Origin of the sequence: Mesonia aestuariivivens (assembly GCF_019311235.1) — a bacterium.
Taxonomy (GTDB): Bacteria; Bacteroidota; Bacteroidia; order Flavobacteriales; family Flavobacteriaceae; genus Mesonia; species Mesonia aestuariivivens.
The window spans coordinates 39,179-62,161 of sequence record NZ_JAHWDF010000010.1; the positions used below are offsets into that span (position 1 = coordinate 39,179).

The 22,983-nt window shown below is 33.0% G+C and carries 25 protein-coding genes; 14 read left to right on the plus strand and 11 right to left on the minus strand.

Features of this window, described 5'->3' with window-relative positions; genetic code table 11:
• Window positions 1–112 precede the first annotated feature (112 nt).
• The 3 genes from mdh to gyrB all read right to left on the minus strand — a co-directional run bounded on the left by mdh (window position 113) and on the right by gyrB (window position 4,162).
• Entirely contained in the window at window positions 113–1,039 is a 927-nt protein-coding gene (gene mdh / locus KW502_RS10125) for a malate dehydrogenase (protein WP_219040444.1), read from the minus strand.
• Between the two features lie 101 nt (window positions 1,040–1,140).
• Window positions 1,141–2,145 (minus strand): DUF6588 family protein, encoded by a 1,005-nt coding sequence (locus tag KW502_RS10130; protein ID WP_219040445.1) that lies wholly within the window; start codon window positions 2,143–2,145, stop codon window positions 1,141–1,143.
• A gap of 79 nt (window positions 2,146–2,224) precedes the next feature.
• Window positions 2,225–4,162, minus strand: coding sequence for a DNA topoisomerase (ATP-hydrolyzing) subunit B (gyrB, locus tag KW502_RS10135; protein WP_219040446.1), 1,938 nt, complete (start codon window positions 4,160–4,162; stop codon window positions 2,225–2,227).
• A 231-nt stretch (window positions 4,163–4,393) separates the two neighbouring features.
• On the opposite strand from gyrB, the gene KW502_RS10140 reads away from it, so the two are divergent.
• A complete protein-coding gene (locus KW502_RS10140; protein WP_219040447.1) occupies window positions 4,394–4,930 on the plus strand; it encodes a DUF2911 domain-containing protein in 537 nt (178 codons plus the stop codon).
• A gap of 63 nt (window positions 4,931–4,993) precedes the next feature.
• Here the strand turns inward: KW502_RS10140 and KW502_RS10145 are convergent, their stop codons facing one another.
• The 5 genes from KW502_RS10145 to KW502_RS10165 all read right to left on the minus strand — a co-directional run bounded on the left by KW502_RS10145 (window position 4,994) and on the right by KW502_RS10165 (window position 8,259).
• Complete coding sequence (locus tag KW502_RS10145) at window positions 4,994–5,611, minus strand: low molecular weight phosphatase family protein (RefSeq protein ID WP_219040448.1); 618 nt, start codon at window positions 5,609–5,611, stop codon at window positions 4,994–4,996.
• Between the two features lie 2 nt (window positions 5,612–5,613).
• Window positions 5,614–6,654, minus strand: coding sequence for an ACR3 family arsenite efflux transporter (gene arsB, locus KW502_RS10150; protein WP_219040449.1), 1,041 nt, complete (start codon window positions 6,652–6,654; stop codon window positions 5,614–5,616).
• 12 nt (window positions 6,655–6,666) lie between these two features.
• Window positions 6,667–7,173, minus strand: a complete 507-nt coding sequence (locus KW502_RS10155) for a DUF6428 family protein (RefSeq protein ID WP_219040450.1) — start codon at window positions 7,171–7,173, stop codon at window positions 6,667–6,669.
• Between the two features lie 43 nt (window positions 7,174–7,216).
• Complete coding sequence (locus tag KW502_RS10160; RefSeq protein ID WP_219040451.1) at window positions 7,217–7,552, minus strand: ArsR/SmtB family transcription factor; 336 nt, start codon at window positions 7,550–7,552, stop codon at window positions 7,217–7,219.
• Window positions 7,553–7,626: 74 nt separating this feature from the next.
• Complete coding sequence (locus KW502_RS10165) at window positions 7,627–8,259, minus strand: 7-carboxy-7-deazaguanine synthase QueE (RefSeq protein WP_219040536.1); 633 nt, start codon at window positions 8,257–8,259, stop codon at window positions 7,627–7,629.
• Between the two features lie 141 nt (window positions 8,260–8,400).
• Here KW502_RS10165 and KW502_RS10170 point away from each other — a divergent pair, with 141 nt between their 5' ends.
• The 9 genes from KW502_RS10170 (at window position 8,401) to KW502_RS10210 (ending at window position 13,692) form a co-directional block, all read left to right on the plus strand.
• On the plus strand, window positions 8,401–8,952 hold the full coding sequence (locus KW502_RS10170) for a hypothetical protein (RefSeq protein WP_219040452.1): 552 nt from the start codon (window positions 8,401–8,403) through the stop codon (window positions 8,950–8,952).
• Complete coding sequence (locus KW502_RS10175; protein ID WP_255554204.1) at window positions 8,915–9,565, plus strand: inorganic diphosphatase; 651 nt, start codon at window positions 8,915–8,917, stop codon at window positions 9,563–9,565. Before KW502_RS10170 ends, KW502_RS10175 begins: the two co-directional genes overlap by 38 nt.
• Before the next feature lie 74 nt (window positions 9,566–9,639).
• Window positions 9,640–9,816 (plus strand): hypothetical protein, encoded by a 177-nt coding sequence (locus KW502_RS10180; RefSeq protein ID WP_219040453.1) that lies wholly within the window; start codon window positions 9,640–9,642, stop codon window positions 9,814–9,816.
• A 24-nt stretch (window positions 9,817–9,840) separates the two neighbouring features.
• Window positions 9,841–10,680, plus strand: a complete 840-nt coding sequence (locus KW502_RS10185) for an alpha/beta hydrolase (RefSeq protein WP_219040454.1) — start codon at window positions 9,841–9,843, stop codon at window positions 10,678–10,680.
• Window positions 10,681–10,692: 12 nt separating this feature from the next.
• Window positions 10,693–11,496, plus strand: coding sequence for a 23S rRNA pseudouridine(2604) synthase RluF (gene rluF / locus KW502_RS10190; RefSeq protein WP_219040455.1), 804 nt, complete (start codon window positions 10,693–10,695; stop codon window positions 11,494–11,496).
• Window positions 11,497–11,546: 50 nt separating this feature from the next.
• Entirely contained in the window at window positions 11,547–11,783 is a 237-nt protein-coding gene (locus KW502_RS10195; RefSeq protein WP_219040456.1) for a DUF7218 family protein, read from the plus strand.
• 3 nt (window positions 11,784–11,786) lie between these two features.
• On the plus strand, window positions 11,787–12,212 hold the full coding sequence (locus tag KW502_RS10200; protein ID WP_219040457.1) for a VOC family protein: 426 nt from the start codon (window positions 11,787–11,789) through the stop codon (window positions 12,210–12,212).
• Between the two features lie 3 nt (window positions 12,213–12,215).
• A complete protein-coding gene (locus KW502_RS10205) occupies window positions 12,216–13,292 on the plus strand; it encodes an AI-2E family transporter (protein WP_219040458.1) in 1,077 nt (358 codons plus the stop codon).
• 1 nt (window position 13,293) lies between these two features.
• A complete protein-coding gene (locus tag KW502_RS10210; protein WP_255554205.1) occupies window positions 13,294–13,692 on the plus strand; it encodes a YkvA family protein in 399 nt (132 codons plus the stop codon).
• A gap of 41 nt (window positions 13,693–13,733) precedes the next feature.
• Here KW502_RS10210 and KW502_RS10215 read toward each other — a convergent pair whose 3' ends face one another.
• On the minus strand, window positions 13,734–14,624 hold the full coding sequence (locus KW502_RS10215) for a bifunctional 5,10-methylenetetrahydrofolate dehydrogenase/5,10-methenyltetrahydrofolate cyclohydrolase (protein ID WP_219040459.1): 891 nt from the start codon (window positions 14,622–14,624) through the stop codon (window positions 13,734–13,736).
• A gap of 80 nt (window positions 14,625–14,704) precedes the next feature.
• Window positions 14,705–16,033: a signal recognition particle protein gene (gene ffh / locus KW502_RS10220; protein ID WP_219040460.1), complete on the minus strand. Its 1,329-nt coding sequence runs from the start codon at window positions 16,031–16,033 to the stop codon at window positions 14,705–14,707.
• 256 nt (window positions 16,034–16,289) lie between these two features.
• Between ffh and KW502_RS10225 the strand changes: the two genes are divergently transcribed.
• From KW502_RS10225 to KW502_RS10240, 4 genes are read left to right on the plus strand one after another with little or no spacing between them, the layout of a single operon-like run.
• Window positions 16,290–16,805, plus strand: a complete 516-nt coding sequence (locus KW502_RS10225) for an RNA polymerase sigma factor (RefSeq protein ID WP_219040461.1) — start codon at window positions 16,290–16,292, stop codon at window positions 16,803–16,805.
• A gap of 54 nt (window positions 16,806–16,859) precedes the next feature.
• Complete coding sequence (locus KW502_RS10230) at window positions 16,860–17,765, plus strand: FecR family protein (protein ID WP_219040462.1); 906 nt, start codon at window positions 16,860–16,862, stop codon at window positions 17,763–17,765.
• On the plus strand, window positions 17,758–20,064 hold the full coding sequence (locus KW502_RS10235) for a TonB-dependent receptor plug domain-containing protein (protein ID WP_219040463.1): 2,307 nt from the start codon (window positions 17,758–17,760) through the stop codon (window positions 20,062–20,064). The genes KW502_RS10230 and KW502_RS10235 overlap by 8 nt, the downstream gene beginning before the upstream one ends.
• A 44-nt stretch (window positions 20,065–20,108) precedes the next feature.
• Entirely contained in the window at window positions 20,109–21,080 is a 972-nt protein-coding gene (locus tag KW502_RS10240) for a YitT family protein (RefSeq protein ID WP_219040464.1), read from the plus strand.
• Window positions 21,081–21,142: 62 nt separating this feature from the next.
• Here KW502_RS10240 and argS read toward each other — a convergent pair whose 3' ends face one another.
• Window positions 21,143–22,918: an arginine--tRNA ligase gene (gene argS, locus KW502_RS10245; protein ID WP_219040465.1), complete on the minus strand. Its 1,776-nt coding sequence runs from the start codon at window positions 22,916–22,918 to the stop codon at window positions 21,143–21,145.
• Between the last annotated feature and the right edge of the window lie 65 nt (window positions 22,919–22,983).

The following is a 22,983-nucleotide window of genomic DNA, read 5'->3' on the forward strand; positions in this document are numbered from 1 at the left end:
CAAATATAGGGTTTCAAACATGAAATGCCAATTATTTTTTTAAGATAAATTTCACAAAAAAAGCCTGTTGATTTTAACAATCAACAGGCTTTACAATTTATTTCTTAAATACTTACAGTTCTAACAATCCATTGGTTTTCTTCACGCCTTCAGCGCTTTCTTTAAGCTTAGCTTTTTCTGCTTCATTTAATTCGATTTCAACAATTTTCTCTATACCGCCTCTTCCTAATACTACAGGAACGCCAATACATAAATCATCTAAACCATATTCACCAGAAAGTAAAGTTGAACAAGGGAAAATTTTCTTTTGGTCACAAGCAATTGCCTGTACTAATCCAGAAACTGCAGCTCCTGGCGCATACCAAGCACTTGTTCCTAACATTTTAGTTAATGTTGCTCCTCCAACTTTGGTATCTTCAGATACTTGTGTTAGTCTTTCTTCAGAAATAAATTCTGAAACCGGCACACTATTTCTTGTCGCCAATCTTGTTAACGGCACCATTCCTGTATCACTATGTCCACCGATCACCATTCCGTCAACATCAGAGGCAGGAGCTTCTAAGGCTTCTGATAATCTATATTTAAAACGTGCGCTATCTAAAGCACCGCCCATACCTATAATTCTATTTTTAGGCAATCCAGTTGTTTTATGAACTAAGTAGGTCATCGTATCCATTGGGTTACTAACTACTATAATAGTTACCTCTGGAGAATGTTTAATTATATTAGAAGATACTTCTTTAACAATACCTGCATTAATCCCTATTAACTCTTCTCTCGTCATTCCTGGTTTACGAGGGATACCACTTGTTATTACAGCAATATCACTTCCAGCAGTTTTAGAATAATCATTTGTACTTCCCGTGATTTTTGTATCAAAACCATTTAAAGAAGCCGTTTGCATAAGATCCATTGCTTTTCCTTCTGCATAATTTTCTTTAATATCTACCAACACTACTTCTGAAGCAAAATTTTTAATTGCGATATACTCTGCACAACTTGCACCAACGGCACCTGCACCTACTACTGTAACTTTCATTATTTTAAATTTTTATAAATAATTTATATATAATTTTTTAATTCTTGCTAAAATACAAAATTGATTTCGCTTAAGGTAAATTTTACAGCCATAAAATAGAATTAATACCCAAAATTAAGTCCGATATTAAAATTTTGGTATTCTTGAAAGCTATAAGCCGCATTTAACCTGAAGAAAGAAAGTTTCAATTTAAAACCAAGCGTAGCATTTATGCCATTAATAGATGTTTTTATAGCATAAGGGTCAATCAACTCTATCCCCTGAGAAGGACCAGCATCGATTATATAACTTCCTTTTAAAGCTGTGGTCGCATTACCGCTCACAAAGCCCAAACCTCCATAAAAATTAATTACTGGTAGTTTAGTAGAGGCTATTGCACTAAAAACCCAACTATTCATTTCTGAACTTATTTCTTGTCCGGCACCTGCTATAGAGCTTTCATCTAGATCATAAGAAGCATCAATTCGTGTATAACCTATTAGTCCAGAAATAGCAACTGGCAGTAAATCTGCACCTTTTAACCAATTTGTAAATTCATGCTGTAATGCAGCACCATAAAGTTTAGTTTTTGTTCCGTCATATTCAATTTCTGGCAAAAATCTAGCTTTAAGTTCAAACCCCTTAATAAGCCCCAAACTTCCTTGTAAGTAAGCAGAAGGAACAAAATTAATATTACTATCTCCTAAACCTTGCGGAAGTTTAATTTCTGCAGTTTCGGTTGCTATACCCGTATCGTACTCGATAATTACTAATTGATCTGGGTTATTTTCTCCAAATATAGTCGCTACACTTTTACGCTGAGCACCATCAGGGAAACTAATGTTTGAATAATCACCTACATTTAATTCAAAATTTTGCTTATCATCACTTACGAATGCTGCATTTGCTACAACAGAAATTTCAAAATGAAAGGTTTTTTTCACCTTTCCTGAATTATACCAACCATTAGCTAAATTATAAACGGATGCTTCTGCAGCTGGAGCGATATAACTCTCACTAAAACGCTCTGCGTTATCAACACCTGCCCTTAAAAAATCTTTAATATTATCTTGAGCATTTAAAATTAAAGTACTCAACAAAGCCGAAACAAATAAAACACTTTTCATCTTATCAATAAATTAAAAAAACCGTAATTACTTTACGTAAATTACGGTTTTTTATTTTATAAATGATAATTATTCTTTTTTATGCATCAATATTTGCATAAACAGCATTTTTTTCGATAAATTCTCTACGTGGTGGCACCTCATCACCCATTAACATAGAAAAGATACGATCTGCTTCTCCACCATTATCGATGGTTACTTGACGTAGGGTTCTAAATTCTGGATTCATGGTGGTATCCCAAAGCTGCTCGGCATTCATCTCACCAAGACCTTTGTAACGTTGTACAGCTACTCCCCCAGCATATTCATTAGTTATTTCATCACGTTCTTTTTCATTCCAAGCGTAACGTTTTCTGTTTCCTTTTTTGATTAAATATAATGGCGGTGTTGCTATAAAAATATGTCCAGCTTCAATAAGCTCTCGCATATATCTAAAGAAAAAGGTTAGTATTAAGGTAGCAATGTGACTACCATCAACATCTGCATCACACATAATTACAATTTTATGATACCTTAATTTTGAAAGGTTCAATGCCTTACTATCTTCTTCTGTACCTATAGTAACTCCAAGAGCCGTATATATGTTTCTAATTTCTTCATTCTCAAAAACTTTATGCTGCATGGCTTTCTCTACGTTCAAAATCTTACCACGTAAAGGCAAAATAGCTTGAAAGTTTCGATCACGACCTTGTTTAGCAGTTCCACCTGCAGAATCACCCTCTACCAAAAATACTTCACACTGTTCAGGATCTATTTCTGAACAATCTGATAATTTACCAGGCAAACCACCACCGCTCATCACGGTTTTACGCTGAACCATTTCACGCGCTTTTTTAGCTGCGTGACGTGCTTGTGCTGCTAGTATTACTTTTTGCACAATTGTTTTTGCATCGTTAGGGTTTTCTTCTAAGTACGCTTCAAGCATTTCTGAAACCCCTTGAGATACTGCGGATGTCACCTCACGGTTACCCAATTTTGTTTTAGTTTGTCCCTCGAATTGAGGTTCAGAAACTTTAACAGATACAATTGCAGTTAAGCCTTCTCTAAAGTCATCTCCTGCAATTTCAAACTTTAGCTTATCAAGCATGCCTGAGTTATCTGCATATTTTTTTAAGGTAGAAGTTAATCCTCTCCTAAACCCAGAAAGATGGGTCCCTCCTTCATGAGTATTAATATTATTTACATACGAATGAAGATTTTCATTGTATGAATTATTATAAATCATTGCTACTTCTACAGGAATACCATTTTTCTCCCCTTCCATAGCAATAACATCAGCAATAATTGGCTCTCTCGTTTCATCTAAAAAGCGAATAAACTCTTTTAAACCTTCTTCAGAATGAAAATTTTCAGAAATAAATTCACCCTTTTCATCTTTATGCCTACGATCTATTAAAGAAATTTTAATTCCTTTATTTAAGAAAGCAAGCTCTCTTAATCGTTTAGCTAATGTATCATAACTAAATACGGTAATTTCTTTAAATATTTCTGGATCTGGTCTAAAAGTTACAGAGGTACCATTATCATCTGTTTCACCCGTACTTTTTACAGGATAAAGCGGCTTCCCTTTCTCATATTCTTGCTCCCAAACTTGGCCTTTTTTATAAACTTTAGCGTGTAAGTGAATAGAAAGTGCATTAACACAACTTACCCCTACACCGTGAAGACCACCTGAAACTTTATAAGAATCTTTATCAAATTTACCTCCGGCTCCAATTTTGGTCATCACAACCTCTAATGCTGAAACCCCTTCTTTTTTGTGAAGATCAATAGGAATACCACGACCATTATCTTTTACAGATACAGAGTTATCTTCATTTATCACTACATCAATAGCATCACAATAGCCAGCCATCGCCTCATCGATAGAGTTATCTACCACCTCGTAAACTAAGTGGTGCAACCCTCTCACTCCAACATCACCAATATACATTGACGGACGCATACGTACATGCTCCATACCTTCTAAGGCCTGTATACTATCTGCAGAATAATCTTTTTTAACTTCTTCGCTCATATTCAATTTTTAACATACTTAGAACACAAATATAGCAAAACCAGTGCTACTAATAGAGCCTGAAAAGCCTGCAAACCTTCAAGTTATTAACAATTAACTCGAAATAAGCTTTCTAAGCAACAATTTAAACCCCTACATACCTTACCTTTAATTTTAACAGAAGATATATAAAACCTTAACAATAATACTTCTGCGTTTAAGTTATATTTAAAGAAAATAGAAAATACAACTATGAAAGCAGTTTTAAGTTTATTTATGATCTTTAGCTTATTGAGTGTAGATATTCAAGCACAAGATTTCTCTGACCTCGATAAAAGTCCAATGGATGTTGCTATTATTAGAAACGATGACAGCTCTCCTATGGCGAGAGTAATTTATAGTAGACCAAAAATGCGTGGACGTGAAATATTTGGAGAACTCGTACCTTACAGTAAAGTTTGGAGAACCGGAGCCAATGAAGCTACAGAATTAAGAATATATAATGATATGACTATAGGCGGACAAACTATTCCTGCTGGTACTTATTCTTTATATACCATACCAGAAAAAACAGAATGGACGCTTATTTTGAACAAAGCAAGAAATCAATGGGGCGCATACGAATATGATGATAGCAAAGATTTATTAAGAATTAAAGCACCAGCTAGAAAAGCTGCTGCACCTATAGAAGACTTTTCTATCGCTTTTCAACCCATTGAAAATGGCACTAATTTGTTAATTGGCTGGGAAAATACTTTTATTGAAGTCCCGTTACAAAATGCAGAATAAATCAAATGAACAAAAAAGCCTTTCTTTAATTAGTGAGGCTTTTTTTTATTGCATAATTAGACATTAGACAAGTGACGCCACGAAAAGCATCTCTCTCCCTATTTCATTTAACGTTGCCTGATAAGCTGCTGCTTGATGCAAAGTTTTATCTGCATACTTAGGATCTTGATACGGAAGTGATAATCTTGCTACACTCCCCACCACAAAAGGACAACCGCCATCTGCTTCTGTACAAACCATTACGGCTATAAAATTTCCTTGTGGATTGTATTGGTCTGAATAAACTTTAGAAAATAATTCTTCGCGATTATTATCTTCTTCTGAAATTTTAACTTGATAACTAGGATTTTCACCTGAGTTAATTTCTTCTACTCTAAATCCGGAAATTTTTAATGCTGAAATCATATTAGGATGAAAAGTCGTTGCTTCTGTTCCTCCAGAAAATGTTTCCATAGGAATATTATATTTTTCTGCTGCCAATCGAAGCCAAATTTGTCCCAAATGACTTCTTCTAGAATTATGCGTACAAATTACAATTACTTTCGCCTTTTTAAACTGCTGGATGCTTTCTCTAATTTTTTCTGCAAAAAGTTTTAAATCGGTTTTTCGTTCTTCAGAAATAAAGGAGAAATCTTGTTCTAATTCTTTAATTAATTTTTCAATTTGAGGATAAAATTTCATAGTTAGACAGATTGCGTATGATAATATTTCTTTTTAAGCCAAAAAGCTACTTTTACTAATAAAATAAGTGCCGGAACTTCTACCAGCGGACCGATAACCCCAGCGAAAGCCTGACCGCTATTTAACCCAAATACAGCAATAGCCACCGCAATTGCTAATTCAAAATTATTACCACTTGCGGTAAATGCAACTGAAGTATTCACTTTATATGATGCTCCTAAACTTTTACCTGTAAAAAAACTTATTAAAAACATCGCCACAAAGTAAATAAGCAATGGAACTACTATAATCAGAACATCTTGCGGAATTTCTACAATTAACTCTCCTTTTAAACTGAACATTAAAACGATGGTAAATAAAAGCGAGATTAAAGTAAGTGGCGAAATCTTCGGAATAAAGTTTTCATTATACCATTTTTCTCCTTTGGTTTTCACTCCTATATACCTAATAACAATTCCTAACAAAAACGGAATACCCAAATAAATAGCGACGCTTTCTGCTATGGTAGCGATAGAAATATCGACAAGCGCACCCTCAAAACCGAATAATGGCGGCAGTTTAGTTATAAATAACCACGCATAAAAACTATAGGCAAAAATCTGAAAAATACTGTTTAAAGCTACCAATCCAGCTCCATATTCGGGGCTTCCTTCCGCTAGATCGTTCCATACTAAAACCATAGCGATGCAACGAGCTAAACCAATTAAAATTAAACCAATCATGTATTCTGGATAATCTCTTAGAAATGTAATTGCTAAGAAAAACATAAGCAAGGGCCCTAAAACCCAATTCATCAGTAGCGAAAGTGTAAGCACTTTTGTGTTTTTAAAAACCTTAGGTAATAATGCATAGTTTACTTTTGCTAAAGGCGGAAACATCATTAAAATTAATCCTACAGCAATTAGAATATTAGTTGAGCCGAGCTGAAAGCTATTGATAGTTTCTGAGCTTTGAGGATAAAAATATCCAATAGCGACTCCTAATAACATGGCTATAAAAATCCACAAGGTTAGGTAACGATCTAAAAAACTTAATTTTTTCATACTGAATAAAGTTTAGCAACAACCGCATTGGTTGGCTTCTGTTTTTACTTCTTCTACAGGAGAAGCGCAGCAAGCTTGAGCTTTTTCGTCTTCTGTTGTAACTCTATCTTTTGCTTTGCAAGTGGTAAACCCTTCGCCTAAACGAAAAATTAATAAATCGTTTTTCACTTCAAAATCATTTACTGGTAAAGTTGCTTTATGGAAGTTCTGGTTTTGATATTCAAATAAAATTTCAACATTCTTTAAAGTGGTTCTTACTTTATTAACTAATTCAAAAATTGATAACATTTTACTTGCGGTAAGCTGATGACTGGGTTCTGGTGTTTCATTTTCCCATAATTGCACATGAACTTCTTGCCACTTATTCTGTACTCCACCGCAATCTACCGTATTGTAATCGACGTTTTTAATTTCTGTAAGATGAAAATCTGTTCTCACAAAGTTCCCTGACTGATATTCGAAATACACAGGAAGATTTTGATTTGTTTTGAGTACGTTTAAAAATTCTTTAGTTTTCATAATTGTATTATTGCAATATTACGATTAATTGATTTAAATTTTTTTAGCAACAATCGTCACTTTGAGATGTTGAGTTGATATTGAAAAAACCATCAAATAATTGTTGTACGTCTTGCCAAACTTCGGCATCGATACAATAGCAAACGCTAGTTCCTTCAATATTGCCTTTTATAATTCCTGCTGATTTAAGCTCACGTAAATGCTGACTTATGGTTGCTTGCGCTAAACCAATTTCATGAACTAAATCTCCGCAAATGCATTGATTTACTTTTACCAAATATTGAAGAATAGCCACGCGTGCAGGATGCGCTAAAACTTTAGCCATTCTCGCTAAATGATTTTGCTCTTCGGTAAAAATAGCTGATTTGGTTAATCCCATTATTTTAATTGTATATTGCAATATTACGATTAACAAATTAACGTAGGCGTTAAAATTAATTCAATTTAAAAATTTTAAGGTATATTTAAGTATTTATGTGTTTGTAAAGAAACTTTCCATTTTGGATTTTTCATTACATAATCTACAATTAGCGGAATAATTTTTTCACGAACGCTCCACTCTGGTTGTAGATAAAGAATACATTCTCCGTTTACTTTTGCAGCTTGCTCTTCAGCAAACTTTAAATCGTGTTTATTAAAGACAATTACCTTTAATTCGTGAGCTTTATCGTAAGCTTTTTGAGTTGGGAATTTAAGTTTTTTAGGTGAAAGGCAAATCCAATCCCAAACTCCGGTTAGCTCATAAGCTCCAGAAGTCTCTATATGTAGTTGAGCACCTTTTGCTTTTAACTGTGTAGTAAGCTCGGTCATATCCCAAGTTAAAGGTTCTCCGCCAGTAATAACAATAGTATCGCTATACTTAGTCGCATTTTCAACAATTTGCTCGGTAGCGGTTGGCGGATGCTTTTCGGCATCCCAACTTTCTTTCACATCACACCAATGGCAACCGACATCACAACCGCCTATTCTTATAAAATATGCGGCTGTTCCTTTATGAAAACCTTCTCCCTGAATGGTATAAAATTCTTCCATTAAAGGAAGCATTTTACCTTCATTTACCAACTGCTCTATTTCTTCTTTTTTCATCACGCCGCAAAGATAGTGATTCACAGAAGAACTGAAATTTTTTCAGCATTATAAATTAAAAGTAACTATAAGATAAATTGATTTTTATTTCTAAGAGCAAATAACAATTACTATTTTTACCCTTTAAAAACCGACTTAAAAATGAAAAAAATAATCGCTCTTTTTACGCTAATTGCAATGATAGCTTCTTGTAGTAAAAAAGAAAAAGTAACTCCTTTTCTAATTTCTAAAGATCAAGTAGGGCTACTTAACAAAGAAGTAAAAGTAAAAGAACTAGACTCAATTTATGCTAACGATTCTATTGTAAAAAATGGTAGAAATCAATTTAGAGGTGGTAATCAAATTTCTGTTTACGATAAAAAAGGAAATCAACTTTTATTACTTACGCCGGTACAAAAATTTGATAGTACTAGCACTGTCGCTAGTATTCAGATAAAAGACAAACGCTTTAAAACCGAAAAAGGATTAACTTTAAAGAGTACTTTTAAAGACATTTCTACAAATTATAAAATCTCACGTATAGAAAACACATTAAGCAATATTGTTATTTTCATAGATGAACTTAATGCTTATATCGCCATCGATAAAAAATACATTTCTGGTGATGCCAAATACAACACAGATATTCCTGTAGAACCAAATCAAATACCTGATGATGCAAAAATTAAACGCTTTTGGATTGGTTGGGAATAAAATGAACAAATCTATATTTATAATAACAATTGGTTTGTGTATAATATTTTTTTCTTGCGATGCTCCTAAAGAAAATAAAGACTATTACCATTTACCAACATACTCCTCTAACAATAACATTCAAGCGGTAGTTGAAATTCCAGCAGGAACAAATCATAAAATCGAGTATGATAAAGTTGCTAGAAAATTTATAGTTGACTCGTTAGAAGGAAAAGAACGAATCATTGATTTTCTTCCCTACTTAGGAAATTATGGCTTTATCCCTTCAACCTATTCAGATCCTGATCATGGTGGCGATGGAGATGCGCTAGATGTACTTGTTTTAGGAGAAAACACACCTACTGGAAGTATCATGGAAATTATCCCTATAGCGATGTTAGAGATGATTGATGATGGAGCCGTTGACCATAAAATTATAGCTATTCCTAGCAATGAAAAACAACGTATTATCAAAGCCGCAAATTTTCATGACTTTTCAACTCAATATCCAGCTATTAGAAAAATGATTGGAAATTGGTTTGATAATTATGATTTGAAAGACGAGGTGCAAATACTAAGATGGACTGGTGAAGAAGCTGCCATACGTGAAATAAAAAAATGGAAAACGAATTAAGCTTTGTTTAATATATGTTAATCGATCCTTGCTAAAAACTAAACCTTGTATTTTTATATCTTAATAAAATAGGCATGATAAAATTTTTAGGAACATCATCGATTGTAATTAGTTTTGCGAGTTTAATTGTAGGTTTTTTGGGAGTTTTAGGAACTATCGCTATTTCAATACCGTGGACATTTATCTTTTCAGGCATTCTCTTCTTTTTTTTAGGAATGGGAATTGTAAAATACAAAAATAATCACGACTAAGTTTACCCCAAACCTGAGGTTGATATGAAAAAAACAATAAACAAATACCTTCCAATAATAATTGGTGCAAGATTAAACACATTGCATTTGGTTAAGCCTCAAAAAGCTGTAAAAAAAGCATTTTACCTATTTTGCACTCCTCGACGAGGAAGAGTAAAACCTGAACAAGAAGAATTTCTAAATAAGGCTAAAACCAACACTGTATTAGTAAATGAAATTAAACTTCAGACATATCACTGGAAGGGTTCTGGTAAAACCATTTTACTCGTTCACGGTTGGGAAAGCAATACCTACCGATGGAAAGCCTTAATTGAAAAATTAAAAGAAGAAAATTATAATATTTATGCTTTTGATGCTCCGGCTCATGGGTATTCTGGCGGAAACTTTATTCATGTTCCTTTCTATGCAAAATGTGTAGAAAAAATGGTGCAAGAATTTTCCCCAGAAATAATAATTGGCCATAGTATTGGTGCAATGACGACGGTCTTTCATCAACATGAGTACTCAAATAACGCCATAAATAAATTAGTGCTTTTAGGACCTCCGTCAGAACTAGAGCAAATCATGAACGATTATAGGAAAATTTTAAATTTAAAACCAAGAGTTATGAGAGGTCTAGAGAATAGCTTTCAAACTCAATTAGGCTTTAAATTCCATGAATTTTCTATTGCCAAATTTGCTAAGAAAGTCAAACAATATACATTGCTTATACATGATAAATATGATAAAATTGCACCCGTAGAAGCTTCTATGAGTATTCATAAAAACCTTCACCATTCAGAATTTATAGAGACTGAAGGCGCTGGGCATTCGCTCAATAATGATTATATTTATTCCGAAATTATTCAATTTCTAAAAAAATAAAAACTCCCATCTGTGTCAGAAGAAAAAAAATTAAAAAGAATCAATAAATTTTTAAGTGAAGTAGGCTATTGTTCACGCAGAAAAGCCGATCTACTTATAGACCAAGGCAGAGTAACCATTAATGGAAATGTACCAGAAATGGGAACTAAAATTTCTAATGATGATGAAGTTCGAGTAAACGGAGAATTAATTTCGGTTAAAAAAGAAAAAAATGTTTATCTCGCTTTCAACAAACCTATTGGTATTGTTTGCACTACAGACACACGCGTAGAAAAAGATAATATTATTGACTACATTAATTACCCCAAACGAATTTTCCCGATTGGCAGGTTAGACAAACCTAGTCAAGGTCTTATTTTACTTACAGACGATGGTGATATTGTTAATAAAATTTTGAGAGCAAGAAATAATCACGAAAAAGAATACATTGTAGAGGTTAATAAACCTATAAATAATGATTTTTTAAATAAAATGAGTAATGGCGTGCCTATTTTAGATACCGTTACCAGAAAATGCAAGGTTTCTAAAATAAGTAGCCACGAGTTTAAAATTATACTCACTCAAGGACTCAACCGTCAGATTAGAAGAATGTGTGAATATTTAAATTACGATGTAATTAATTTAAAGCGAGTTCGTATTATGAATATAGAATTAGACTTGCCTGTCGGAAAATACAGAGAACTATCTGAAGAAGAATTTAATGATTTAAATGAATTAATTAGCGGTTCTATAAAAACGGAAGAAGCCTCTCAAGCTTCAGCAGAAACAATAACCTCAACCAAACCAAAGCGTAATAGAATATCACGTAAAAAGTAACATATTTTTAAGTATAAAGATTTTTAATTCTTCCTATTTTTAAAATAAAAATGGCTAACAGAATTAAAAACGAAGATCAATACGAAGCTTTACGTGATCAAGGCTATAGTAAAGAAAAATCTGCACGCATAGCAAACACTCCAAATGCCGGGAAAAAAGGTGGAAAGAGTCATAAATATGAAGATCGCACAAAAGAAGAGTTATACCAACAAGCAAAAAAAGTAGGTATAGAAGGTCGTTCTAATATGTCTAAAGAAGAATTAATAAAGTCACTTAGAAGTCACTAATTGATGAAAGAAATTCAACCTTTTCACTTAGCTATTCCTGTAGATAACCTTAAAACTGCCCGAAGTTTTTATAGCGATGTTTTAGAACTTTCAGAAGGCAGAAGCGACGAACATTGGGTAGATTTTAATTTTTTTGGTCACCAATTAGTAATTCATCACAAAGAAAAAGAAGTTTCACAAGAAGATAAAACAAATTTGGTAGATGGCAAACAAGTACCAGTTCCTCATTTTGGAGTTGTATTAACTTGGGAAGATTTTCATTTATTTTCAAAAAAACTTCAGCAAAAAAAAGTGGCTTTCGAAATTGAGCCTTATATAAGATTTAAAGGAACAATAGGAGAACAAGCTACCATGTTTTTTTACGATCCCTGCGGAAATGCATTAGAGTTTAAAGCTTTTAAAGACCAACGACAATTATTTGCAAACTAGCCTATGAAAACATTACAACCTTCTTTAGTAAGGCAACTTTTTATTTTATTGCTTATTCTCTTTTTAAGCGTACTGATCTTTAAAGAACTTACCCCTTACCTCTCCGGAATTTTAGGCGCCATCACGCTCTTCTTTCTATTAAAGGGATGGATGAAAAAATTGGTAGATAAAGGGTGGAATAAAGATTTAGCCGCCGCTTTATTAATGATAGGTTCATTTATAGGAATTTTGGTTCCTGTAACTGGAATTATTTTAATGCTTACTTCTAAAATAGGTAAAGCAGTAAATAATTCAGAAAAAATAGTACAGGTATTTAAATCTCAAGTAGATACATGGGAACATTCACTTAACTACAGTATAAGTGACCAAATTAATACTTCAGAAATTACAAGTTGGGTTTCAAATAATTTACAAAATTTAGCAGGCGGTACTTTTAATGCTTTTATTGCTATAGGCATTATGTACTTTATTTTATATTACATGCTCACCTATCAAGATAAAATTAGAGAGTCGTTAGATGAATATTTACCTATTAATCATGAAAACTTAGTACTTATAGGTAATGAGAGTAGCAACATGGTAATTGCAAATGCAATAGGTATTCCGCTTGTAGCTCTGGTACAAGGAATAATTGCACTTATTGGATTTTTAATTTTTGGCGTGCCAGACCCGTTTTTTTGGTTCGTAATTACAACCATTGGCTCTATGATCCCATTTATAGGTACAGCGATTGGTATAGTACCTGTAATTCTTTTATTGCTTTCACAAGGAGAAAACTGGCAAGCTATTGGCATTCTTATTTATGGACTCGTAGTTGTTGGTAATTCAGATAACATCATTAGGTTATATGTTCTTAAAAGACTATCTGACGTTCATCCTCTAATAACGCTATTAGGCGTAGTGGTAGGCGTTCCACTATTTGGGTTTATTGGCCTAATATTTGGTCCGTTATTACTATCTTTATTTCTATTGATTATCATGATCTATAAAAAAGAATACGGAAAGCACAAATTAAAAGAAGAAGATGATAGTGTAAATGAAGAAAAGCTAAAAAAAGAAATGAATCAAAAAAAATTATAATATGATGTTTGAAGGAATTAAAGACAAAATTAACGAAGAGTACGTTAAACATGGAGCTAGTAATACACGAGAAAAAGATGTTACAGATACGTTAGACAATCAAGAACAAATAGACAAAAAAATGTCTGCTGCCGGAATGCTGAAAAAATATGCAGAATTAGGCAAACTTATGATCAATATGCTAAAAGATTACAAGCAAGGATTTTACCAAGATGTACCTTGGTTTAGCATTGCTTCTATTGTTTTTGCATTATTATATGTATTAAACCCCTTAGATTTAATACCAGATTTTATTCCTGGTTTTGGCTACGTAGACGATTTTAGTGTTTTTACTTTAGCACTTCGTTTTGTAGAAACAGATTTACACAAATACTTAGATTGGAAACTTGAACAAGATTAAATAAAAAAAGGAAGCTGTTTAGCTTCCTTTTTTTATTTATTTTATAATTTTTCTCTTTTTCTGTGACGCTCTCTTGCTAAAAGTGTATTTTTTAATAACATAGCAATAGTCATAGGGCCTACACCACCAGGAACTGGAGTAATGTGAGATGCTTTCTTTTTTACATTATCAAAATCTACATCACCAACAATTTTATAACCTTTTTCTGTAGAATCATCAGGGACTCTGGTGATTCCTACATCAATTACTACCGCATCATCTTTTATCATTTCTGCTTTTAGAAAATGAGGAATCCCAACAGCGATAATTATAATATCTGCTTGTGAAGTAATTTGGGTGATATTTTTAGTGTATTTATGCGTTAAGGTAACCGTAGAATTTCCAGGAAAACCGCTTCTTCCCATTAAAATACTCATAGGCCTTCCTACAATATGACTTCGCCCTATCACTACCGTATGTTTTCCTTTGGTTGGAATATCATAACGCTCTAATAACTCAAGAATCCCAAAGGGAGTAGCAGGTATAAATGAGGTCATATCTAAAGACATCTTACCAAAATTGGTAGGATGAAAACCATCTACATCTTTATCTGGATCTACCGCCATTAATACTTTTTGTGTATCTATTTGCGGAGGTAGTGGCAATTGAACAATAAATCCGTCAACATCATCATTATTATTTAATTCTTCAATTTTATCAAGCAATTCCATTTCGCTTGTTGTTCCTGATAGTCGCACTAAGCTAGACTCAAAACCTACGCGCTTACAGGCTTTTACTTTACTATTAACGTATGTCATACTAGCACCATCATTCCCTACAATAATTGCAGCTAAATGAGGAACCTTTTCTTGGTGGCTAACCATTTTTTCAACTTCAGTTGCAATTTCATTTTTAATGTCGTTGCTAACTTTTTTACCGTCTAATAATATCATTTTTTTTATAAATTGAATCGTGGTAATTAACTTCTGCTTATTAAAAAAGGCCGGAACATTTTGCGTCCAGCCTTTTTATTTTATTTCATTCCCTTCATCATTTGCATCATTTTCTTTCCGCCGCCGCCTTGCATCATTTTCATCATTTTGCTCATTTGATCAAACTGCTTCAACAATTGATTTACTTGAGTAACAGAAGTACCAGACCCCTTACCTATTCTTCTTTTTCTACTAGCATTAATTAAAGTAGGCTGTGTTCTCTCTGCTGGAGTCATTGAATGAATAATCGCTTCAATATGTTTAAAAGCGTCATCATCAATATCTATATCTTTCATTGCCTTTCCAGCACCAGGGATCATACCAATAAGGTCTTTCATATTCCCCATTTTCTTCACCTGCTGTATTTGATTTAAGAAATCGTCAAATCCAAACTGGTTTTTAGCAATTTTCTTTTGAAGCTTTCTCGCTTCTTCTTCGTCATATTGTTCTTGAGCTCTTTCTACTAAAGACACCACATCTCCCATCCCTAAGATACGTTCTGCCATACGTGCAGGATAGAATACATCTATTGCTTCCATCTTTTCACCTGTACCAATAAACTTAATTGGTTTATTCACGACAGATTTAATAGAGATTGCAGCACCACCACGAGTATCACCATCTAATTTTGTTAGAATAACTCCATCAAAATTTAAAGTATCGTTAAAAGCTTTTGCTGTATTCACAGCATCTTGCCCTGTCATAGAATCTACTACAAAAAGTGTTTCTTGAGGTTGGATAGCTTTATGAATGTCTGAAATTTCATTCATCATCGCTTGATCTACTGCTAAACGACCAGCGGTATCTATAATTACCACATTAAAGTCATTCTCTTTAGCGTAAGCAATTGCTTTTTGAGAAATCGCTACAGGATTTTTTTCTTCACGGTCAGAAAACACCTCCACACCAATCTGATCACCTACCACGTGTAACTGATCGATCGCTGCCGGACGATAAACGTCACAAGCAACTAATAAAGGTTTTTTAGTTTTCTTAGTTTTAAGAAAATTAGCCAGCTTACCAGAGAAAGTTGTTTTACCACTACCCTGTAAACCTGACATTAAGATGATGCTAGGGTCACCAGAAAGATTAATGCCTTCAGCATCTCCTCCCATAAGTTCGGTAAGCTCATCTTTTACAAGCTTTACCATAAGTTGCCCAGGTTTTAAGGCGGTAAGTACGTCTTGCCCTAATGCTTTTTCCTTCACCACATTGGTAAAGTTTTTAGCGGTTTTAAAGTTTACATCGGCATCTACTAAAGCACGTCTTACTTCTTTTAATGTTTCTGCAACATTAACTTCTGTAATCTGGCCGTGCCCTTTTAATACGTGTAACGCCTTATCTAACTTATCACTTAAATTATCAAACATAATCTTTCAGTCAATTTTTGAGATTTGCAAAGTTAACGATTTGAAACATAACAATAAAAAGTAATCAATAAAAAAACGACCGTTATTAAAACGGCCGTTTTCCCCTTAAACATAAACAACAAATACTTTTTTGTTTTTTAATAACTAGAATTCACGGTTATTGAAAAACGATCTGTTTTCTTTATAACAATTGAAAACCAAAAACTCCTACTTTAAAATAAATTTTTCTACATTTATCCTCTTAAAATTTTAATGAATGAGAAAATCTTTAAAAGAAAACGTTTGTGAAGAGCATCTTTTTAATAAGATTTACAACAATCACGCTACTCATTTATACAATTTTCTTTATTATAAATTTGGAGATCAACTTCACCCCCAAGACAAAGTACAAGAAGCTTTTATAAAATTGTGGAAAAAATGCAAAGATGTACCTCCCACAAAAGCTAAATCTTTTTTATTTACGATTGCCAATAACCTGATGCTTAATGAATTTAACCATCAGAAAGTTGTCTTAAAATATCAAAAAACACAAACGCAGAAAATAAATCATCAAGACCCGCAATTTTTAGTTGAAGAAAAAGAATACTTAGAAAAATTTCAATTAGCGCTTTCTAAACTTACCGAAGCCCAACGTGTTACTTTTATGATGAATCGTACCGAAGGTAAAAAACATAAGGAAATTGCAGAGATTTTAGGCATTTCTAGAAAAGCTGTTGAAAAAAGAATTTATTCGGCTTTAAAAAAACTGAGAGAAGATTTAAAAGAAATTTAAATAACAGGGTAGGAAAAAAAGAAACTTATTTGTTTTAGTAGTAGAGACAAGAAGATGAAAGAAGAAAAACTTATACAAAAGTGGTTAGACGGTGAACTTTCTCAAGAAGAAAGAGCAGCACTAGAGCAGCTTGATGCTTTTAAAGATTATCAAAAAATTGCTACTGCTTCCCAATATTTTAAAGCGCCAAAATTTGACGCTGATACCACTTATAAAAAAATTAAAGAAGATATCCAGAATAGCGATCACAATTCTAGCAATTGGTTGAGTGTTTTTGGTAAAATTGCAGCGATATTAGTTCTAGCATTTATTAGCTATACAATGTTTTTTAGTAATTCTTCTGAAGAATTTACAACTCAAATCGCTTCTACAGAAGAAATTAAACTACCAGACAACTCAACACTTCAACTTAATGCAAGTTCTCATTTAAACTTTAGCGAAGACCATTGGAGTGAAAACAGGCTAGTTAACTTAGATGGGGAGGCATTTTTTAAAGTAGCAAAAGGTGAAACATTTACGGTACAAACAGCACTAGGAGCAGTTAGCGTAAGAGGCACTCAATTTAATGTAAAACAACGTGACCAGATATTTATAGTTACTTGTTATGAAGGTTTAGTTGAAGTGAAAACTAAAAATAAAACCGTTTTATTGCCTGCAGGCAAAGAGTTTAGACAAATTAACCAAACTAGTATAGTAGAAAACATTTCTGAAATCACTCCTACTTGGACCAAAGGAGAAAGCAGTTTTACCAGCATACCTATTCAAGAAGTTTTAAATGAACTAGAGCGACAATACCAGGTTACAATTCAGGTAAAAAATCTTACTTTTGATAAAAACCAAACCTTTACTGGAAGTTTTGTACATCGTAATTTAGATCAGGCTTTAAAGGCGATTACCATCCCTTTTCATTTTACCTACAAAATAGAAGGTGATATTGTAAGTATTGCTAAGCGTGAGTAATAAAAACTACCTCTTTTTTATAGTTTTTTTCATTTTTTGCCAGCAACTTTTTTCTCAACAAAAAAGTCAAAATACCTTTCCGCTTACTGAACTTCTTGAAATTTTAGAAAAGCATTCTAATTATAAATTTTCTTATGCAGACGATGATTTAAAAAATATTGAAGTTCCCGAACCCCCTAATATGTTATCTGTTAGCGAAACTATTACTTTTCTAGAAGGTAAAACAGGATTTAAATTCACTTTAATAGGGGGAAATCAAATTATTGTTGATGCTAAAATTGCCATTAAAGCTAATTCTCAAAAATTAATAGTTGAAGAATTAGATGAAATAATTCTCGCCAATGTGATTGCCAAAGGAGTTTCTAAAATGAAAGACGGCAGCTACAAAATTAATTTTGATAAAATAGGAATTATTCCCGGTCTTATTGAAAACGATGCCTTTCAGACCATTCAAGCCTTACCCGGTGTTGAAAGTGTAAACGAAAAAGTTTCTAATATCAACATTAGAGGAGGCACTAACGATCAAAATTTAATTTTGTGGGATGGCATTAGGATTTACCAAGCAGGACATTTTTTCGGACTTATTTCAGCTATTAATCCACACCAAAATCATACCGTAAAATTATTTAAGAACGGAACGCCCCCTTCTTACGGAAATAGTGTTTCGAGTGTTATTGAGCTCTCTTCAGATAAAAAAATAAATCAGGATTTTACTGCAGAGCTTGGGCTTACTTTTTTGAGTACAGATGCTTTTATAGACACTCCGTTAGACCAAAAATCTTCCATACAAATTTCAGCTAGAACTTCTATTAATAATGCCTTTATTACTCCTACCTATTTACAATATTACGACAGAGCTTTTCAAAACACAGAATTAACAGCTAACCCTGATAAAATGTTGAATACAAAAGAAAAATTTTATTTTTCTGATGTAAGTTTTCGTTGGCTCTATAAACTTTCAGAACAAGACGTATTGAGATTAAATTACTTTTCTATCAATAATGAATTAAAGTTTACTGCAGAAGAATTTTCTCTTAATTCAATTCAACGCAAAGTTAGCGAGCTCTCCCAAAGCAGTTTAGGAATGGGTGCTTACTACCATAGAAATTGGTCTGAAAATTTAGCTACAAGTCTTCAATTATATCATTCTAACTATAATTTAAACTCTACAAACAGTAGTATAAATGCGAATACTTACTTAGAACAAGAAAATATTTTATATGAAAATAGTTTAAAAATCACGAGCAACTGGGCATTAAACAATCTATTTGAACTGAATGCGGGTTACCAATTCATCACCACAAACACTAAAGATACTGAAACCGAAACAACCATTACTAATGAAGAAGCGATTAAAAACGGAATAAATGCAAACAATGTATTTTCTAATTTACGATACCAGAGTAAGGACAGAAAAACAGTACTGAATACTGGATTGCGTTTAAATTACATCAATACTTTTCATTCTCTATTAGCTGAACCAAGATTAAGTTTTAATCAACAATTTTTCAAGCATTTTTCAATAGAAATTTTAGGAGAGATAAAAAATCAATCTATATCTCAAGTAATTAATTTTCAGAATGACTTCTTAGGCATAGAAAATAGAAAATGGCAATTGGCCAATCAGCAAACCTTACCAGTTACGAAAAGTAAACAAGTTTCGTTAGGTATAAACTATCAAAAAAATAACTGGTTGGCAAGTATAGAATCCTATTTAAAAAAGGTAGAAGGTATTTCTTCTCAAACTCAAGGGTTTCAGAATCAATATGAATATGCTCAGCTTATTGGCGATTACAAAATTCTGGGAGTAGACCTATTAATTAATAAAAAGTTTAAAAATTTTGACGCTCGGTTGAGTTATTCCTTTACAGAAAATAATTATTATTTTAAAGATTTACCCGCTTCAACAATTCCTAATAATTTTGAAATTGCAAACTCATTTACCTTCGCAAGTTCCTACAGTTATAAAAATTTTAAAGCATCTGGCGGACTTATATGGCGCAGCGGTAAACCCTTCACCCCAATATCGGCTAACGGAATAACTAACAATCAATTTGATTATGAACTTATGAATAGTGGTAATTTAAAAAACTATATGCGAGTTGATGTTTCGGTAAGCCAAGAATTTAAAATTCAAAAGAAATTAATCGCCTACGCAGGTTTATCGATTTGGAATTTGCTTGACCGAAAAAACATTATCAATTCTTACTATCGATTAAATAATAACAATCAAGTTTATCTAGTTAATCAAAAAGCTTTAGGCCTAACTCCTAACTTTGTATTTAGACTTAAATTTTAATAAGAGCTAAAAAATGCTCATCTTTCCTTTTCAAATAAAACTTCATGAAAAATATTTGGCGAAGGTTCCTAAATCAACTCATTAACAAAAGTGAAGATAAGGCTCAAGAAAGCACACCTGTTTCAGATTTTAAACATGCAAAAGCAGTTAGAAAGTTTAGAATTAGCTTAAGGCAACTTACTAAAGAAGCTATTTTTATTATCTGTGGTATTTTTGCTGCTGCTTTTGGGCTGGAAAGCTTCTTACTACCCAATAATTTTATAGATGGTGGCGCTACGGGTATAGCTTTACTTTTTACAGGAATTACAGATTTACCATTGCACTGGCTTATCTTACTTATTAATTTACCTTTTGTAATTATAGGTTACAATATTATAAGTAAACAATTTGCTATTAAAACTGGCTTAGCCATTATTTTACTTTCTTTAGTTATAGCAAATATTCATTTTCCTGAAGTGACCGACGACAAACTACTTGTTGCTGTTTTTGGTGGTTTTTTTCTTGGGGCTGGAATTGGTTTCTCTATACGTGGTGGTGCAGTAATCGATGGTACAGAAGTATTAGCGATATTTCTAAGTAGAAAATCTGGAGCTACTATTGGAGATATTATTATGATTATAAACGTAATAATTTTTGCAACTGCCGCTTGGCTTCTTTCTATTGAAGCAGCTCTATATTCGATGATTACTTATTTTGCGGCTTCTAAAACTTTAGATTTTGTAGTCGAAGGTATCGAAGAATATATCGGTGTTCACATCATTTCTACACATAGTGAAGAAGTTCGCTTAATGATTTTAAACGATTTACGCCGCGGGGTTACCATTTACAAAGGTGAACGCGGTGTCAAGCACGATGGTGGTAACGATAACTTAGATATTATTTTTACCGTGCTTACTCGACTAGAATTAAATAAATTAAATACCGAAATTTTAAAAATAGACCCAAATGCTTTTGTAGTGATGACTGCGGTAAAAGACACCAAAGGCGGAATGATTAAAAGAAGACCTTTACATTAAAAACAGAAAAGCTGCATCTATAAAAATGCAGCTTTTTAAGTATTCTTTAATGAAACTCTATTTTACATACGTTCAGGAACTCCTATTCCTAACAATGAAAAAGCATTTTTAATAGTATTGGCTACAGCTTCTGAAAGCTGAACTCTAAAGATTTTTTCTTCTTCTACCTCGGCACCTAGAATTGTTACATTTTGATAAAATGAATTAAACTCTTTCACTAAATCATAGGTATAATTCGCTATTAAAGCTGGGCTGTGTTGATCTGCTGCCAACTGAATAATTTCAGGATATTGCTGAAGCAACTTCAAGACTTCACGCTCTTTTTCATTCAATTGATAATTAGTTAAATCTGCTGAATGGTTAAAATCTGCTTTTCTTAATATAGAACGAATTCTTGCATACGTGTATTGAATAAACGGTCCCGTATTTCCTTGAAAATCTACCGATTCTTCGGGATTAAATAAGATTCTTTTTTTAGGATCTACTTTCAATATATAATATTTTAAAGCGCCTAGTCCTATAGTTTTATAAAGTTTGTTTTTTTCTTTATCGGTATAACCATCTAATTTGCCTAAATCTTCAGAAATTTTCTGTGCAGTTTTGGTCATTTCTTCAATTAAATCATCAGCATCAACAACGGTTCCTTCACGGCTTTTCATTTTTCCGCTAGGTAAATCTACCATCCCATAACTTAAATGGTATAAATGATTTGCCCACTCAAAACCTAGTTTCTTCAAGATAAGAAACAAAACTTTAAAATGATAATCTTGCTCATTCCCTACCGTATAAACCATACCATTAATGGCATAATCTTCTACACGCTGAATGGCGGTACCAATATCTTGCGTCATGTAAACCGCAGTTCCATCGGCACGCAAAACGATTTTTTCATCTAAACCTTCGTCGGTCAAATCTATCCAAACACTACCATCTTCTTTTCTGTAAAAAACGCCTTTCTCAAGTCCTTTATTCACCACTTCTTTTCCTAATAAATAGGTATTACTTTCGTAGTAATTTTTATCGAAATCTACCCCAAGTGCTGCGTAAGTTTGCTTAAAACCATCGTAAACCCATTGGTTCATTTTTTCCCAAAGCGCTACCACCTCATCGTCTCCGGCTTCCCATTGCAATAGCATTTTTTGTGCTTCTAAAATAAGTGGAGCTTCTTTTTTTGCTTGCTCTTCTGATGCGCCTTGTTTTTGTAACTCGGCAATTTGAGTTTTATATTCTTTATCAAATTTCACATAGTAATTCCCTACCAGCTTATCACCTTTTAATCCGGTAGATTCTGGAGTTTCTCCTTGCCCAAATTTTTGCCAAGCCAACATACTCTTACAAATATGAATACCACGGTCATTAATAATCTGAGTTTTATAAACTGTATTTCCCGCTGCTTTTAAAATTTCAGCAACAGCATACCCTAATAAATTGTTTCTAATATGCCCTAAGTGAAGTGGTTTATTGGTATTGGGTGAAGAATACTCTACCATTAATTTTGGTGACTGATCGTCTGTAGAAATGCTTCCAAAATGCTCATCATCTTTCATCAGATTGAAAAAATTTAAGAAATATGCATCACTCAATACAATATTCAAAAAACCTTTCACCACATTAAAGCCAGAAACTTCTTCAACATTTTCTTCTAAATATTTCCCTATAGCCTCACCTAATTGCACAGGATTAGTTTTTACTTGGCGCAACATAGGAAAAACCACTACGGTTATGTCTCCATCAAACTCTTTACGAGTTGCTTGAAATTCTACACTTTCTAATTTTGCTTGGTAAAGGTGTTTTACAGCTTCTTTAACTTTTTCTGCTAATGTGTCTTGAATAGTCATTTCTTCAAAAAATTTTGAACCGCAAAGATAATGAACTCTACGCGAGTTTTTATAATAAGTTTGAA

Coding starts and splice junctions, on each gene's coding strand:
- mdh (WP_219040444.1), bottom strand. CDS start 1,039: ATGAAAGTTACAGTAGTAGGTGCAGGTGCCGTTGGTGCAAGTTGTGCA.
- KW502_RS10130 (WP_219040445.1), bottom strand. CDS start 2,145: ATGAAAAGTGTTTTATTTGTTTCGGCTTTGTTGAGTACTTTAATTTTA.
- gyrB (WP_219040446.1), bottom strand. CDS start 4,162: ATGAGCGAAGAAGTTAAAAAAGATTATTCTGCAGATAGTATACAGGCC.
- KW502_RS10140 (WP_219040447.1), top strand. CDS start 4,394: ATGAAAGCAGTTTTAAGTTTATTTATGATCTTTAGCTTATTGAGTGTA.
- KW502_RS10145 (WP_219040448.1), bottom strand. CDS start 5,611: ATGAAATTTTATCCTCAAATTGAAAAATTAATTAAAGAATTAGAACAA.
- arsB (WP_219040449.1), bottom strand. CDS start 6,654: ATGAAAAAATTAAGTTTTTTAGATCGTTACCTAACCTTGTGGATTTTT.
- KW502_RS10155 (WP_219040450.1), bottom strand. CDS start 7,173: ATGAAAACTAAAGAATTTTTAAACGTACTCAAAACAAATCAAAATCTT.
- KW502_RS10160 (WP_219040451.1), bottom strand. CDS start 7,552: ATGGGATTAACCAAATCAGCTATTTTTACCGAAGAGCAAAATCATTTA.
- KW502_RS10165 (WP_219040536.1), bottom strand. CDS start 8,259: ATGAAAAAAGAAGAAATAGAGCAGTTGGTAAATGAAGGTAAAATGCTT.
- KW502_RS10170 (WP_219040452.1), top strand. CDS start 8,401: ATGAAAAAAATAATCGCTCTTTTTACGCTAATTGCAATGATAGCTTCT.
- KW502_RS10175 (WP_255554204.1), top strand. CDS start 8,915: ATGCAAAAATTAAACGCTTTTGGATTGGTTGGGAATAAAATGAACAAA.
- KW502_RS10180 (WP_219040453.1), top strand. CDS start 9,640: ATGATAAAATTTTTAGGAACATCATCGATTGTAATTAGTTTTGCGAGT.
- KW502_RS10185 (WP_219040454.1), top strand. CDS start 9,841: ATGAAAAAAACAATAAACAAATACCTTCCAATAATAATTGGTGCAAGA.
- KW502_RS10195 (WP_219040456.1), top strand. CDS start 11,547: ATGGCTAACAGAATTAAAAACGAAGATCAATACGAAGCTTTACGTGAT.
- KW502_RS10200 (WP_219040457.1), top strand. CDS start 11,787: ATGAAAGAAATTCAACCTTTTCACTTAGCTATTCCTGTAGATAACCTT.
- KW502_RS10205 (WP_219040458.1), top strand. CDS start 12,216: ATGAAAACATTACAACCTTCTTTAGTAAGGCAACTTTTTATTTTATTG.
- KW502_RS10210 (WP_255554205.1), top strand. CDS start 13,294: ATGATGTTTGAAGGAATTAAAGACAAAATTAACGAAGAGTACGTTAAA.
- KW502_RS10215 (WP_219040459.1), bottom strand. CDS start 14,624: ATGATATTATTAGACGGTAAAAAAGTTAGCAACGACATTAAAAATGAA.
- ffh (WP_219040460.1), bottom strand. CDS start 16,033: ATGTTTGATAATTTAAGTGATAAGTTAGATAAGGCGTTACACGTATTA.
- KW502_RS10225 (WP_219040461.1), top strand. CDS start 16,290: ATGAGAAAATCTTTAAAAGAAAACGTTTGTGAAGAGCATCTTTTTAAT.
- KW502_RS10230 (WP_219040462.1), top strand. CDS start 16,860: ATGAAAGAAGAAAAACTTATACAAAAGTGGTTAGACGGTGAACTTTCT.
- KW502_RS10240 (WP_219040464.1), top strand. CDS start 20,109: ATGAAAAATATTTGGCGAAGGTTCCTAAATCAACTCATTAACAAAAGT.
- argS (WP_219040465.1), bottom strand. CDS start 22,918: ATGACTATTCAAGACACATTAGCAGAAAAAGTTAAAGAAGCTGTAAAA.